Raw genomic sequence first — 14,901 nt, forward strand, 5'->3', positions numbered from 1 at the left:
AGATCCGTGAATTGGTAATACTGATTTTGTACTTTTTGAAAAAGAAGTAGAAGAACTGTCCTACACATACTCTAACGAAGGCGACTGCTGTGGTAGGCGTAGCGATGAGACAAAGACAGGCGAACTTCCTGTCTCTGGCTCCTCGCGAAAGCCATCCACCAGCGCCGTAGTGGGGACAATGGACTTGCCACTTACACTGTCAGCTAAACCATAACCTCCTGGATTAAACAGGAACAGAAAAAGCACGTGCAAGAACCACAACTTAGTGCCGCTTATTACGTACTTTAAACAGAAGCGTAATCCGACAGCACTTTAACGAGTAAAAACAACTACTCGAACTGCCCTACACCCAATCCAACGAAGGCGCCTGCTGTGGTAGGCGTAGCGAAGAGACAAAGACAGGCGAACTTCCTGTCTCTGGCTCCTCGCGAAAGCCATCCACCAGCGCCGAAGTGGGGACAATGGACTCGCCACTTACATAGGCAGCTAAACCACAACCTCCTGATTAAACAGGAAAAAGAAAATGCACGTGCAAGAACTACAACCCAATGCCGCTTCTTACGCACTCTTAATAGAAATGTAATCCATGGTCACTTACGCACTAATTCCTTTTGAAAAAGCTACCCGAACTGTCCTACACCCAATCCGACGAAAACCCCTACATTTCACTGTACATTCTTTTTACAATCGTTCAGAATATACAACTATAGAAAGGAATGTATACCGTGCGTGAATTATCATTTCGTTTATTATCCGTTTGGATTATTTGTATTTTATTTACCGGCTTTTTCGCCTATATTGCCAGATCCATTCACTTGCAAACAATCTCTAGTTTTGATGAACCCATTATAGACTTCGTGCAAAGCGCAGAATCCCCAGGACTGACGTCTATTATGAAACTGTTTACTACCATCGGTTCTACAACATCGGTTACTCTATTGGCCATACTGACGCTCGGAGTTCTGTTATGGAAGAAACATCGTGCGCAAGCAGTACTATTCGGCATAGCACTGGCTGGGACAGGCATTCTTAATCAAGTACTCAAGTTCATCTTCAAACGAGAACGTCCTGATTTTAATCGGCTGATCGACATTGGTGGCTATAGTTTTCCTAGCGGACACACGATGATGGCGTTCAGTTTCTATACGATACTTGCTTACATCATATGGAGAAATTTAAAGACTACAGGAAGCCGAATCGCTATCACCATTCTTGCAGTTATAATGATTGCAATGATTGCAGTCAGTAGAATCTATTTGGGTGTTCATTTCCCAAGCGATATAGTCGGTGGCGTACTAGCTAGCTCAGTCTGGTTGTTCGCATCTATTGCCTTATACCAGCGTTTACAGCGCTAATAACTGGGTAAAAGACATAGAAAGATGAATAAAGGAGGTTATGTGAATGTGGAAGGATTTTAAGGAGTTTGCGTTTAAAGGGAATATTTTCGACTTGGCAATCGGTGTCGTAATTGGTGCGGCATTCGGCACGATCGTTTCTTCTTTAGTTGAAAATATCATGACACCACTTATTGGAATCTTATTAGGTGGTCTGGACTTCTCTACATTAAGTTATACAATTGGTGATGCTGCAATCAAATACGGTCTATTTATTCAATCTATCATTGATTTCTTGATTGTTGCAGGTTCGATTTTCGTCTTCTTACGAGTACTAATGAAGTTGAAAATGAAGCCAGCAGATATAGCTGAAGAAGAAGAGGAAGAAAAACCCTTAGATATAAAAGAGGAATTACTTACTGAAATTCGTGATTTATTAAAAAGCGAACGATAAAATTGCGAACACTCATTCATCTGGTCGTCCAGCCGCCACAGTTGTCTTACAAAGTCCATTGCAACGCGCCTGTCAAGGTGTTACAATTATAGGCAGGATACTGATCAAAGGAGTGGATATTCATGTGGTTCGTCTATATCATGTATGCATTGTTTGCATTTATTCTTGGTGGAACAGTACTTGGACTAGTCCGTACGTTCAGCAGTAATAACTAATACAACTTAACAGCAGTGAATGAGCGGGCTATGGCCTATTCATCCACTGCTGTTTTTATATACATGGGCATCACTGACGAAACAGAGAAATCATCCACGAGGTTGCATCTATTCCATATACATCGCGAATCTCATCGATTTCTTTATGGGCAAGAACTTGACCTTCTTTTAATACAATCAACTCATCCAACAACGGCTCTACTTCCTTGATCTCGTGAGTGGAGAGTAAAATAGTTTGCCACTCAGTATCCGTAAAACGAATGAGACCTCTCGCTATATCTTCCCGTACCATTGGATCCAATCCCGAAAACGGCTCATCTAGCAAATAATAGGCTGCATTTCTTCCAAGCGTTGCAGCAATCTTCACTCGACCCCTATTGCCCTTTGACAGTGTGCTGATTTTTACTTCTAGTGAGATAACAAGGTATTCAGCAATCTCTTGCGCTTTCTTCATGTCAAAATCCTCAAATTGCGAATCGTAGAATTCAAATAATTGTTTCACTGTAAAATAAGGATAAAACAAATCGGTATCCGGCATATAAGCTACAGACGAAGCGACTCTCCTCGTAATTTTATTATTATCTAAAATCGCGAGTCCAGTAGTAGGTTTCAATATTCCTGCTAATACCTTTAGCAACGTTGTTTTTCCACTGCCATTTTCCCCTACCAATCCAATGATCTTTCCACGAGGCAATGCAAGTGATACTCTGTTAAGTGCCCGTTTAGATCTATACTTTTTGGAAACCTCCTGCAATTCAATCATCCTGTTCACCCCTTCTCTGTAAATAGTGAACCATCTCGTTCGTCGTAAAGCCTAACGATTCCACATTTTGAATGAATGACTGGACGAGTTGTTCTTTCATTTCTTCACGAAGTTCTAGAATTCTCATCTTATTTTCCGTCACGAATGATCCCTGCCCCCTTCTCGTTTCAGTAATTCCCAAGTTTTCCAGTTCCTTATAGACCCGTTGCATCGTGTTGGCGTTCACACCTACTGAAACGGCATAGTCACGGACAGATGGCAACTTCTCCCCTGCTACAAGCGTGGCTCTTATGATGTCACCGATGATGTGTTCAACGAGCTGTTGGTAAATTGGTTTGTCTGGAAGAAACTCCATACCCATCGTTACACCCTCACTTTCTTCTCAAATAACGCAGATCCTATCATTAATAATACAAAGCTGATGATTAGATAAAACACTACATTCCCTAATGAAAAAGCAATACCATTTGGCACAAAGCCCATGAAGAAGTAGCTTGTATGTTCATTGTAAAATGACTCATTTGTTAATCGCACAGGCACTATCGTACGGAGCCAGTCAAAGAATCCATTCAGTCGTAGTTGTTCCCATAAAGTTAACGTGATTATAAAGAATATAAAAATGAGCGGTACAGAAAAGAAAAGGATTATCGAATTAACCACTTTATACACACTCCAGAAGAACCAGCCGACCATTGTTATAAAAACTAATTTAATGGATATCGCTAGCACTACACTAATTAAAGCCAATACCCCACTCCAAGCCAATTCCATCGTCCAATCTCCTATGACATAAAAGACGATACTTGCAAGAAAACAACTAAAGAACAAGCTACCAAGGGCTATCAAAATAGCAAACATCACTTTAGCTCCAACTAGTTGAACCATAGGATGCGGGGAGTGCAACCACATCTCCAAATTCTTCATTTCTTTCTTTAAACTGACGAACAACATAAAGGCACCGCTAAATACGTGCAGAGCAAACCAAGTGCCGACAATGATATGTGTATTGTCGTAAAGTGTATCCGGATTCCCTACAAAATTTGTAGTCAAAAGAGGCGCTAAGGTAATCATCACTACGTCCAACAGCAAGATCAAAGCCAGCAACCATTTCAACACAATCCACTCTTTATTCATTAATCCACCAAATACCGTATTCCTCATAAAACCAGCTCCCTTCGTTCTAGTGTATTAGTTATATAGTACACTATGCAAAAAGAATTAACAAGGTGATTACTTTAAATAAAAAACGCAAGGTAGAAACGAGAAATCCGTTTCTTCCTTGCGCTACTATTAATGTTTCATCAATCTCCGCTGCTTACGAAGTTCACGTCGTGCCGGTGCGGTATCGAAAAGACGTTTTTCTAATTCCGTTTCAGGATACACTTCCGCCACTGGTATCGGACGATTTGTGTCATCTACCGCTACCATGGTGCAAAATGATTCCGTCGTCAACCTCACTTCACCTGTTACCAAGTTTTTGGAATGAACGGAAATAAAAACTTCCATAGATGTGCGACCAACGGAAGTAACTACCGCTTCGAGTTCAATGACATCGCCAAGCAAGGCTGGAGAAACGAAATCGACTGAGTCGATCGAAGCGGTGATTGCAGCTCTCGTCCCTGCGTGTTTCATAGCAGAAATAGCTGCGATCTCATCGATATACGAGAGGACTTTTCCTCCAAAGATTGATTCAATATGGTTCGTGTCCGGCGGTAAGACCAGCTTACTTTGGATTGTTCTCGACTCGCTCATCGGTTTTGGTTCTGACATTACGACAACTCCCTTTTTAGTACGTTCATTCAAGTATACATAAAAGAAGGGAGTCAATGCTAATACTTGCTTGATGTGTTGCGTATTCGATTAAATAATCCTACGCACACTACAGACATTTCCGGCATATGCGGACTTCTTTAACTCGATTTGCTCAATTAATTTCCCAGTTGAAGGTGCGTGAAGAATTATTCCGTTACCCACATACATCGCTACATGATGAATACACTGCTCTTCATTCTTGAAAAAGATTAAATCACCTTTTTGCCAATCTGCAGAATCGAGTGAGACTGATCTACCCTCTTCTGCCTGATCAATCGCATCACGCGGCAAGCAAACTCCACACGCTTTCCATATAGTACGGATGAATCCTGAGCAATCAAATCCCCAGGCAGACATGCCACCCCATAAATACGGCAAGCCAATGAAGCGTCTTCCCACTGTTAGCGGACGGTGAATCGATTCTTCTCCCACGCGCTCGACATCAGATGCATTTAATAGTTTCCAACCATGCGGTGTCCATACACGTATCTTCTTGCCGCGTCGTTCAGCGAAAGGGAAAATTGTATTGAAAGAAACTCGTAAAAAGAAGGCACCTGATTCGTCAAACAGAGCTGCTTTTGAATTAGTTACTCTGACAAACTCTTCTGTCTGTAGTCGCTTCTTCATGGAAAGTTGTACTAGTGGCACCCAGCCAGGATAGCCTCGCGGATTTTTCCGAGTCGACTGAGAACTAGCAATGATACGTGCCCAGTCACCAACCACTTCTTCGACAATTACAGATTCACCGTATAATAATTGGGTTTGAATTTGATCCTTGTCACTCAGCGCTAGACGTTCTTCATAAGATAACTGGGATAGCCACCTATCGATTTGTACGGGATGATCCAAAGCAGGAAGATCAGCCACACGAGGAGAATCAGGATCAGTCCATACTGTCGCAACGCTTACCGCGCACATCCATTTCTCATTCACATGCATGCTCCTTCACCCATTGCATCATCCGTTTCGAATCAAATCCTAGTCCAGACTCCTTACTAAATTCCATATGCGATCCGTGATACAGCACGCCACCCGCAGAAAACTTCTCTGCCAATAATAGTGGTGCGTCTAAATCCACTCGCGTTATATTCGGCTGACTCGCTGCGATATGGGCAGCTGCCGTCACACCAATTGCTGTCTCCATCATACTTCCGACCATACACTCTACGCCATTTAGTTCAGCCAATGCATTGATTTTCAAGGCTTCGCGGATTCCCCCCGACTTCATCAATTTGATATTCAGTACATCCACTGCGCGCATCTCCAGCATTTTTTTTGCATCCCTTGCTGAAAATAATGATTCATCTGCCATGATCAGCGTGCTTGTCTGTCTCGTCACGTCTCTCAAGCCTTCTACATCATATGCGGCAACTGGCTGTTCTATTAATTCCAAATCTACTCCGTCATCTTCCAACTGGCGAATGAGGCGAATGGCTTCTTTTGGTTTCCAACCTTGATTGGCATCGAGGCGAATCGTGATATCTTGGCCGACGGTTCGACGAATAGCGTGAATCCTTTCTCTTTCCTGTTGAAAATTACCTGTACCTACTTTCACTTTTAGCGTATCGAAGCCTTTGGCAACATGTTCTGCCGCTTCCTTGGCCATATGAGCAGGTTCTCCGACACTGACTGTCAAATCTGTTTTCAAGTTTTGATGGTAGCCACCCAACACTTGTACTAAAGGTAAACCGCAAAGCTGTCCGAATAAATCATTCACTGCCATATCAACTGCAGCTTTTGCACTCGTATTACCTATAATAGCTCGTTGTATTCTCTCCGTTAATACTTCCCGCCGTGAGATGTCTTGGCCTATCAATATGGGCGTAAAAACGTGATGGATGACATAACGAATTCCACCTATGGAATCTCCCGTTATGACGTGTGTCGGCACCGCTTCTCCCCAGCCGATTAGGCCGTCGTCAGTTGTTAATTTGATAATAACCGATTGCACAGTTTGAACCTTTCGCAATGCCGTGATAAACGGTTTACGTAATAAGGATGACACGAGGAATGTTTCCACCGTGCGAATTTGCAATTACTCCACTCCCGGTAAAATAGTCAGCGTCTTACTATTTGCATCCAAACGTCCTTTCACACCAAATGGAATCGCTATATTCGGTTCGCAATGGCCGATACGGAATCCTTTTACGACAGGCTGATGTAGTTTGCCAAAATAATGGTCAAACACTTCATCCATTGTCAGTGAAGCATTCGGCTTCGTTGGTGTCGATTTCGCGAAATTACCAATCACGATACCTGCTGCTTCGCGAAGCTTACCTGCGAGACGTAATTGATTGAGTAAACGATCCACTTTATAAGGCTCTTCACCCACATCCTCAATAACAAGCAACCGATTATTCGTCTTTATCTCAAATTCACTGCCTAGGCTGTTGACTAATTGCGTCAAATTACCACCGACCACTTCGCCTTCTGCCACACCGCCTACAAGTGTTTCGAGTGGCGAGATAGCTTCAGAATAATGAACTTCTACAGGCGTAAATAATTGCCCGAACATTTTGCCTGACATTTCATGAAACTCTTCTTTTGCGACACATGATGCAAGCATCGGTCCGTGGAATGTAACGAGTCCTGCCCCCTGACGAATCGCGGTATGTAGATACGTAATATCACTGAACCCCCAAAACACTTTTGGATGGTCGTGGATCAAATCGAGATCCAGTTGTTCTGCGTAGCGCGCCGAACCGTAACCGCCACCCGCACAAAGAATCCCTTTCACTTCGGGATCTTTAAACATCCCATGCAAGTCAGCAAGCCGTTCTTCATCAGTCCCTGCCAAATAACCATGTTTCTTATACACGGACTGACCTACTTTATAGCGCAGACCCAATTGCTCCAAAAATTGAAATGAACGCTCCAATACTTCACGTTCTACAGGACTGGCAGGTGCCACGATCCCAATTACATCACCTTGTACTAAATGTGCTGGACGAATCATTCTACTCATCACCCTTTCTACGTCCTACTTTATCATATTCAGGAAACACTACCTTCATCACGAGATTTATAAGACATTTGAAATAGATTGTGGGTAATCTTTGAGTTATCCCCTTTATGAACAGCTAATCCCCAGATGTTGTGCATACATCATACAAAATTACTTAAATAACAGAAAAAGTTATTCACAATTCTCCTATTGTGGATAGTTTTATTTATACAAAAAAACGGACAACTGAAATGTATCAGTTGTCCGCAAAATGATTAGCTATTAGTCAGTTGATTTTTGGATGCATTAATTAACGTCCGAACCTTTTCGTATTCTCCTTCATGAAGTGCCGTCACGATCGCACTTCCAACGATGACGCCGTCGGCAAGTCCGCCAAGTGTGCGAACATGTTCCGGAGTAGAAATACCGAATCCTGCGAGAACTGGAACGGAACTTGCTGCCTTTAGACGCTCCAAGTGACCTTCAAGTCCTTCTGTAAATGATGAACGGACACCCGTGATGCCGTTTACTGTCACTGCGTAAATAAATCCTTCTGCTGCTTTCGCGATGGCTTCAATACGCTCAGCTGGACTGGTTAGAGAAACTAATTGAATTAACGCTACTTCGCTGTTTTTCAGTGCTTCTTTTAGTAAACCACTTTCTTCGAGTGGTAGATCCGGAACGATTAAACCGTAGACACCGCTTGCTTCACAATCTGCCGCAATTGATTGCAAGCCATAGCTAAGCACAGGATTCAAATACGTCATGATTACTAGGGGAATCTGAACTTCTTCTTTGAATGAAGCAAGTTCTGTCATAATCTTTCGTAATGTAATGCCTTCAGCTAACGCACGCTCACCAGCTTGCTGAATCACATCACCGTCAGCTACCGGATCGGAAAATGGTATACCTACTTCAATAGCCGTTGCGCCCGCTTCTTGCAGGAATAATATCGTCTTCTTTAACGTCTGTAATCCACCGTCACCCGCCATTATATAAGGTACAAATGCTTTATCTCCTTGTTCATTACATTGCACAATTGCTTGTGTCACTAGTTTTTTCGTCATATGGATTGACCTCCCAGCGCATCACGTACTGTTTGCATGTCTTTATCGCCACGCCCCGATAAACAGATAACGAGTAGCTCATCTTCCTTCATTTCTTTCGCTAACTGCACTGCATAATAAACAGCGTGTGCACTTTCAAGAGCTGGAATAATTCCTTCTACACGTGACAGTAATTGCACCGCTTCAAGCGCTTGCTGATCCGTGACAGAATCATACTGCACACGCTTGATATCAGCTAAATGGCAATGCTCAGGTCCTACTGCAGGATAATCGAGGCCCGCGGAAATGGAATGCGCTTCTTGAATAAATCCATCCTCGTCTTGCAATACGTACATATACGCACCGTGCAATACTCCTTCTTGTTTACCTGCAATGGCTGCTGCATGTTTGCCTGTTGAAATACCGCTACCCGCGGCTTCTACTCCGTACAACTTCACGTCTTGATCATCAACGAATGGGTGGAACATACCGATCGCGTTACTACCACCACCAATGCAAGCTACAACTGCATCAGGCAGACGTCCTTCGTGCTCCACGATTTGCTTACGTGTTTCATCACCAATCACTCGCTGGAAATCACGAACGATTTGCGGGAATGGATGCGGGCCTAAAGCCGATCCAAGAATATAATGTGTATCTTCTACATTGGAAACCCAGTAGCGCAATGCTTCATTGACTGCATCCTTCAATGTACCTGAACCTTTATCAACGGAAACTACTTTCGTACCGAGCAGTTCCATGCGGAAAACATTCAGTTCTTGACGACGGATATCTTCTTTGCCCATGAATACAACGCATTCGAGACCGAGTAACGCACAAGCAGTAGCTGTTGCCACACCATGTTGACCCGCTCCTGTTTCGGCTACAATTTTCTTCTTACCCATACGAATCGCAAGCAACGCCTGGCCAAGAGAGTTGTTAATCTTATGAGCACCTGTGTGATTCAAATCTTCACGCTTCAAATAAATTTTTGCGCCACCTGCATGCTTCGTCAAACGCTCTGCAAAAAACAATGGAGTTTCACGACCTACAAACTCTTTCAAATAATAATCCAATTCCTTTGAAAATGCGGGATCTTGCTGCGCTTCTTCGTAAGCAGTTTCTAACTCCTGCAATGCTGTCATCAATGTTTCCGGAACGAATTGACCCCCGAATTTACCGTAGCGTCCTTTAGTTTCTGTTGTCATGACGATCTCTCCTACCCTTCGCTGTATGAATAAACGTTTGAATGCGTTCCGTGTCTTTTTGCTTCTCTATCTCTACTCCACTTGATACATCGACCATATATGGTTTCACTTGCCCTAGCGCTTCCTGTACATTTCCTGCATGCAGTCCTCCAGCTAAAATAATTTGTTCTTTTGATACTCCTGCATTTTCAAGTAACGACCAGTCAAATGTTTTACCACTACCGCCTTTATATTCAACACCTGGTGTATCAAATAAATAATAATCCACGTCATATGTGGTAGCGAGTTTTACGTCGTCTTCATTTTCAATAGCAAGTGCTTTAATAGAAGGTAATCCTACTTGTTGAATGAAGGCAGGTGTCTCATCGCCATGATACTGGATGTAATCGAGCGGCACCTCATCGTAAATCTTTTGTAACTGCTCTTTCGTTTCATTCACAAAGACTCCGATCTTTAGTACGGACGATGGAATGAGTTTCGCAAGTTTCTGTGCCTGCTCTACTGTCACTTCCCTACGGCTTGGTGCAAATACAAAACCTATAGCATCAGCGCCCGCATCCACAGCAGCTTGTACATGTTCAGGCTTCATCAGCCCGCAAATCTTTACTTTTGTCATGGACGAGCCACGCGCTTTTCCACTTGTAATGCTTGCAGGGCTTCTTTTACTGAATCACTGCGCATCAAAGATTCTCCGACAAGTACTGCACTTGCTCCAGCTTTTGCTGCACGCTCTGCATCCTCAGGTCCCCAGATTCCGCTCTCACTGATGAACACACGCTCTTCATCAAACGGGAAGTGCGATGCGATCAATTCTGTCTGTGCTAGATCCACTTCGAATGTATGCAAATCACGGTTGTTGACGCCGATAATTCTCGCGTCAATCGATAATGCGCGTTGCAACTCTTCGATGCTATGCACTTCTACTAGCACATCCAAGCCTTCTTCGTTGGCATACGTATACAGGCTTCCGAGTGTTTCATCATCGAGTGCAGCCACAATCAATAATATGACGGATGCACCCGCGCTTTTCGCTTGGTCAATCTGTATTTTATGAATCATAAAGTCTTTGCATAATAATGCGATCGGTACAGCATCCGCTACTGCAGACAAGTCTTCAAATGATCCTTTAAAGAATTCCTTATCCGTCAATACGGAAATACACGCAGCACCAGCTTCATAATAAGCTGTCGCCTGTTCAACAGGGTTCGCACCTTCTGCAATCAACCCTTTAGAGGGAGATGCACGTTTCATTTCAGAAATGACTTGTAGTTGTTTCGCTTTCACCAGTGTTTGATAGAGTGACGGACGTGTAATTTCCCGTTCCGGAAACGTCACGTTACTCGCTAGCAATTGATCTACTTCTATTTTCTTCTGTGCAATAATTTTATCTAAAATCGTCATTGGATAACCGCCTTTTGCCGAATCTTTTCGCTGAATGCGACGACGGCATCTAGTTTTTCTAACGCTTTGCCTGACAGGATACTTTCCGTAGCAACTTTCACGCCTTCTTGGATTGTGGTAACTTGGCCATTTGCAAATAAACCAATTCCTGCATTCAACACCACTGTATCAAACTTCGGGCCTCGTTCCCCACCTAAGATTGACCGAGTAGTCGCAGCGTTTTCCACAGCGTCTCCACCTTTAATCGCTGACAACGGTGCATATTCAAGCCCTACATCATCCGCAGTCAATGAAAATGGAATTAAATCACCATGATCGAGTAATACAAATTCATTCTGGCCCGCAAGAGACGCTTCGTCCATTCCGCCTGCCCCACTCACGACAATCGCTCTTTCACGTCCTAGCATTCTGAGTACTGACGCATATTCCATAATGAAATCCGGACGGTTAATACCAGTGAATTGAGTTTCAAGTGATACGGGATTCGTTAAAGGTCCAACTAAGTTGAAGATGGTCGTCTTCCCGATTTTGTTTCGTATAGCTCCAATCCGTTTCATTTTCGGATGAATAGATGGTGCGAATAAGAATGCAATCCCTTGCTGTTCCAGTAAATTCTGCATATCAGGTATTTGGAAGTCGGAATGAATGCCAAGTGCATCCAGGACGTCCTGGCTTCCTGATGCGCTCGAAATTTTACGGTTACCGTGTTTCGCAACTTGGACCCCAGCACCCGCTAAGACGAATGCAGCTGTCGTACTAATATTGAACGTATTGACACCGTCTCCACCCGTTCCGCAGTTATCCAGATAACGCGCCTCTGTAGGCGTCAGGTCATTTGCATATGATTTCATAACAGCTGCCAACGCAGCTACTTCATGTGATGTTTCACCTTTTTTCGATAACGCGATCAAAAACTGTGCAATTTGATCTTCATCTGTCGCTTCATTAAACATCAGCTCAGCTGCTTCTCTCATCTCTTCATACATCAGGTGGCGTTGCTTCTCTACTATGCTTAAAAACCTCTCCATACTCATCTCTTCCCTTCTCGTCTGGATGTTTACGCGATCTCTCGATAAGGCTTGAGCCTGCCAATTACTTGGTCATTTCTGTTGCTTCTAGTAAAGAACGGGCTTTATTGGATGTTTCTTTATATTCTAACGAAGGAACAGAGGCTCCTACTATTCCAGCGCCTGCCTGAACATACGCTTTGCCTTCTTTTACGAGCATTGTACGGATCGTCAATGCGAAGTCGATATTACCGTTAAGACCAATATACCCGATAGCACCTCCGTAAATCCCACGATGCTGATCTTCCAGCTCATCAATCATATCCATAGCAACCGGTTTAGGGGAACCTGTTACAGTCCCTGCTGGCATTGTCGCTTTCAGTGCATCCAGTGCATGTAAGCCTGGCGCAAGGTCACCGGTCACTTCGGAAACTAAGTGCATAACATGTTCATAGCGAACGGTTTCCAAATAATTTGCGACTTCAATCGTTTCAGGACGACAGATTTGTTGCAGTTCTTTCTTGCTGACTTCCACTAGCATATCGTGTTCGGATAACTCTTTCGGATCATTGCGTAATTCGATTTCAAGCGCTTTGTCTTCCGCTTGATCTCGTCCTCTTCTGCGAGTGCCTGCAATTGGGTTCGTTAATACTTTATCTCCGGTTACACGCACGAGACTTTCGGGTGACGTTCCGATTACTGTATGATCTTCAAACTCCATGTAATACATATAGGGAGATGGATTACGGCGACGCAGTTTACGATACAACGCAAACGGATCACCTGTAATATCTGCTTCAAAGCGACGTGACAGAACGACTTGTTCCGCCTGTCCCTCTTTAATCGCATCTATGACAATTTGGACACGACGCTCAAACTCTTCTTTGGAAATGGCACAACGATAATCAGAAAGGGAAACACTATCTTCTTTATCGACTGAACCATTGACGATCATATCCTCGATAGCATCCAAGTCAGGTGCTTCGTATACTGGATTGATTTCTGTATGCAGCAACGTCACTTCGTGCAATTGATGGTCATAGATCACGATAGTATCGTAAATATTGAAGTAGACATCCGGCATCTGGAGGTCATCAGCTGTTCGCTGTTCACCATTTCTTGCTGCTCCATACCCCACATAACCAACCGCACCGCCTGTAAACGGGAAACCTGCATCTTCCGTAATACGTGGCATGAGACGCTTCAATAACGTATAAAGATCCCCTTCATGCGTATACGTTCTATTCGTTGAGTAGACAATCTCTTCTACCACACCATCCCGACCACGATAGGCTTTTTGAGGATTCAGTCCAATGAATGAATAGCGTCCTGACCCACCTGCTTGCGAAGAGCTCTCCAACAGGAACTTATGATTTCCTTTCAATCTTCTAAATATCAAAATAGGGGTTAAGGAATCTCCTTCAATCTTTCTCGTCGTTACCCGTAAGTTCTTCTGCTCTGTCATCATGATCATTCTCCTCTTCTCTATGGACTACCGTATAATTCATGTGATTAAATAGAAAAAGCCCTCTGCAAACAGAGCCAGTTAGCCTGTTGCAGAGGACGATTATGTAACCGCGTTGCCACCTCAAATTGAAGCACCGAAGTACTTCCACTTTATGTGTTTTCACACTGCCCTTAACGCGAGCAAACGTCTGTTTTTCATCAAAACAGCTGCCATAAGTCCATTCACGAACGATGTGTATCAGTTTTCACCAGCCACTGACTCTCTAGGAAGCACATGCAATCGCTACTCTTCTTATTCATATCTTTTCGCTATTCTCTTCTCTGCTAACTCATCTCATCTGCCGGGACGATTCCGCTATCGAAACCTTCTGTCCATCTAGTTATTATATTTATCTTAATATGCAGAATCTTTAATGTCAACAATTTCTTACGGAAAAAATGCTATAATTAGCTTATTGCGACAAGTGCGGGAGGAGAATCTTTATGCGAATCAATAAATTTCTAAGTGGTGCAGGAATTGTATCCAGACGAGGTGCAGATCAGTGGATTGCTGACGGTCGCGTGAAAATCAACGGACAACTCGCGGAACTAGGAAGTAAAGTCGAGGTCGACGATCAAGTAGAAGTCGACGGCAAGCTAGTCGAACAAGAAGAGCAGTTAGTTTATATCGCACTGAATAAACCAGTAGGTATCACTAGCACAACAGAACGTCATATTGAAGGCAATGTTATAGACTTTGTTAATCACCCATTACGTATTTTCCACATCGGACGTTTGGACAAAGATTCAGACGGTTTATTACTATTAACGAACGACGGCGATATCGTCAATGAAATCCTTAGGGAAGAATATGGTCACGAAAAGGAATACATCGTTACAGTGGATAGTCCCCTAACCGCTTCGTTTATTTCACAAATGGAAAACGGAGTGAAGATCCTCGATACTGTAACGAAACCTTGTACGGTGAAAAAGCTCGGGCCTAAAACTTTTTCTATCATCTTGACACAAGGTTTAAATCGTCAAATCCGTAGAATGTGCGCAGCGCTTGGCTATCATATACGTCGCTTGCAACGTGTACGAATACTTACTATTGAATTGGGTGATCTCCCAATTGGCGAATGGCGTGAACTAACAGATGCAGAGCGTAATAAGTTATTCAAAACACTTCATTACGAACCGAAAAGATAAAAAGATCATGGAAGAGCTTTACAAAGCCTTCCGTGATCTTTTTTACTATGCAAGCACTCAAA

Annotated in this window: 16 protein-coding genes and 1 other annotated feature; of the genes, 3 read left to right on the top strand and 13 right to left on the bottom strand. The window is 43.3% G+C overall.

Annotation, left to right across the window (positions count from 1 at the left end; genetic code table 11):
* Positions 1-725: 725 nt before the first annotated feature.
* Both CSV68_RS12800 and mscL read left to right on the top strand, forming a co-directional pair.
* Positions 726-1,355, top strand: coding sequence for a phosphatase PAP2 family protein (locus CSV68_RS12800; RefSeq protein ID WP_158233043.1), 630 nt, complete (start codon positions 726-728; stop codon positions 1,353-1,355).
* Between the two features lie 46 nt (positions 1,356-1,401).
* A complete protein-coding gene (mscL, locus tag CSV68_RS12805; protein ID WP_099662338.1) occupies positions 1,402-1,788 on the top strand; it encodes a large conductance mechanosensitive channel protein MscL in 387 nt (128 codons plus the stop codon).
* Between the two features lie 285 nt (positions 1,789-2,073).
* Here mscL and CSV68_RS12810 read toward each other — a convergent pair whose 3' ends face one another.
* The 13 genes from CSV68_RS12810 to CSV68_RS12870 form a co-directional block, all read right to left on the bottom strand.
* The gene (locus CSV68_RS12810) at positions 2,074-2,766 is read right to left on the bottom strand and encodes an ABC transporter ATP-binding protein (RefSeq protein WP_099634912.1); all 693 of its coding nucleotides are present in this window, start codon (positions 2,764-2,766) and stop codon (positions 2,074-2,076) included.
* Positions 2,759-3,127 (bottom strand): GntR family transcriptional regulator, encoded by a 369-nt coding sequence (locus tag CSV68_RS12815; protein ID WP_099634913.1) that lies wholly within the window; start codon positions 3,125-3,127, stop codon positions 2,759-2,761. The genes CSV68_RS12810 and CSV68_RS12815 overlap by 8 nt, the downstream gene beginning before the upstream one ends.
* Positions 3,128-3,129: 2 nt before the next feature.
* Positions 3,130-3,927, bottom strand: coding sequence for a hypothetical protein (locus CSV68_RS12820; protein ID WP_099662339.1), 798 nt, complete (start codon positions 3,925-3,927; stop codon positions 3,130-3,132).
* Positions 3,928-4,056: 129 nt separating this feature from the next.
* Entirely contained in the window at positions 4,057-4,536 is a 480-nt protein-coding gene (locus CSV68_RS12825; RefSeq protein WP_099634915.1) for an acyl-CoA thioesterase, read from the bottom strand.
* Between the two features lie 90 nt (positions 4,537-4,626).
* On the bottom strand, positions 4,627-5,511 hold the full coding sequence (locus CSV68_RS12830; RefSeq protein WP_158233044.1) for a C40 family peptidase: 885 nt from the start codon (positions 5,509-5,511) through the stop codon (positions 4,627-4,629).
* On the bottom strand, positions 5,504-6,613 hold the full coding sequence (locus CSV68_RS12835) for a mandelate racemase/muconate lactonizing enzyme family protein (RefSeq protein ID WP_099634917.1): 1,110 nt from the start codon (positions 6,611-6,613) through the stop codon (positions 5,504-5,506). The genes CSV68_RS12830 and CSV68_RS12835 overlap by 8 nt, the downstream gene beginning before the upstream one ends.
* On the bottom strand, positions 6,614-7,543 hold the full coding sequence (locus tag CSV68_RS12840) for a S66 peptidase family protein (protein WP_099634918.1): 930 nt from the start codon (positions 7,541-7,543) through the stop codon (positions 6,614-6,616). It lies immediately after the preceding gene.
* Between the two features lie 254 nt (positions 7,544-7,797).
* The gene (trpA, locus tag CSV68_RS12845) at positions 7,798-8,589 is read right to left on the bottom strand and encodes a tryptophan synthase subunit alpha (RefSeq protein ID WP_099634919.1); all 792 of its coding nucleotides are present in this window, start codon (positions 8,587-8,589) and stop codon (positions 7,798-7,800) included.
* Positions 8,586-9,776 carry a tryptophan synthase subunit beta gene (gene trpB, locus CSV68_RS12850; RefSeq protein WP_099634920.1) on the bottom strand — a complete coding sequence of 397 codons (1,191 nt, stop codon included), beginning with the start codon at positions 9,774-9,776 and terminating at the stop codon, positions 8,586-8,588. Before trpB ends, trpA begins: the two co-directional genes overlap by 4 nt.
* Positions 9,760-10,392 (bottom strand): phosphoribosylanthranilate isomerase, encoded by a 633-nt coding sequence (locus CSV68_RS12855; RefSeq protein WP_099634921.1) that lies wholly within the window; start codon positions 10,390-10,392, stop codon positions 9,760-9,762. The genes trpB and CSV68_RS12855 overlap by 17 nt, the downstream gene beginning before the upstream one ends.
* Positions 10,389-11,177: an indole-3-glycerol phosphate synthase TrpC gene (gene trpC / locus CSV68_RS12860; RefSeq protein WP_099634922.1), complete on the bottom strand. Its 789-nt coding sequence runs from the start codon at positions 11,175-11,177 to the stop codon at positions 10,389-10,391. The genes CSV68_RS12855 and trpC overlap by 4 nt, the downstream gene beginning before the upstream one ends.
* A complete protein-coding gene (gene trpD / locus CSV68_RS12865) occupies positions 11,174-12,205 on the bottom strand; it encodes an anthranilate phosphoribosyltransferase (protein WP_369823532.1) in 1,032 nt (343 codons plus the stop codon). The genes trpC and trpD overlap by 4 nt, the downstream gene beginning before the upstream one ends.
* A gap of 64 nt (positions 12,206-12,269) precedes the next feature.
* The gene (locus tag CSV68_RS12870; protein ID WP_233190462.1) at positions 12,270-13,652 is read right to left on the bottom strand and encodes an anthranilate synthase component I family protein; all 1,383 of its coding nucleotides are present in this window, start codon (positions 13,650-13,652) and stop codon (positions 12,270-12,272) included.
* 88 nt (positions 13,653-13,740) lie between these two features.
* Positions 13,741-13,960: a binding site (T-box leader), on the bottom strand.
* A gap of 174 nt (positions 13,961-14,134) precedes the next feature.
* Here CSV68_RS12870 and CSV68_RS12875 point away from each other — a divergent pair.
* Positions 14,135-14,839 carry a pseudouridine synthase gene (locus CSV68_RS12875; protein ID WP_099634925.1) on the top strand — a complete coding sequence of 235 codons (705 nt, stop codon included), beginning with the start codon at positions 14,135-14,137 and terminating at the stop codon, positions 14,837-14,839.
* Positions 14,840-14,901 lie beyond the last annotated feature (62 nt).

Origin of the sequence: Sporosarcina sp. P29 (genome assembly GCF_002743265.1) — a bacterium.
Lineage (GTDB): Bacteria > Bacillota > Bacilli > Bacillales_A > Planococcaceae > Sporosarcina.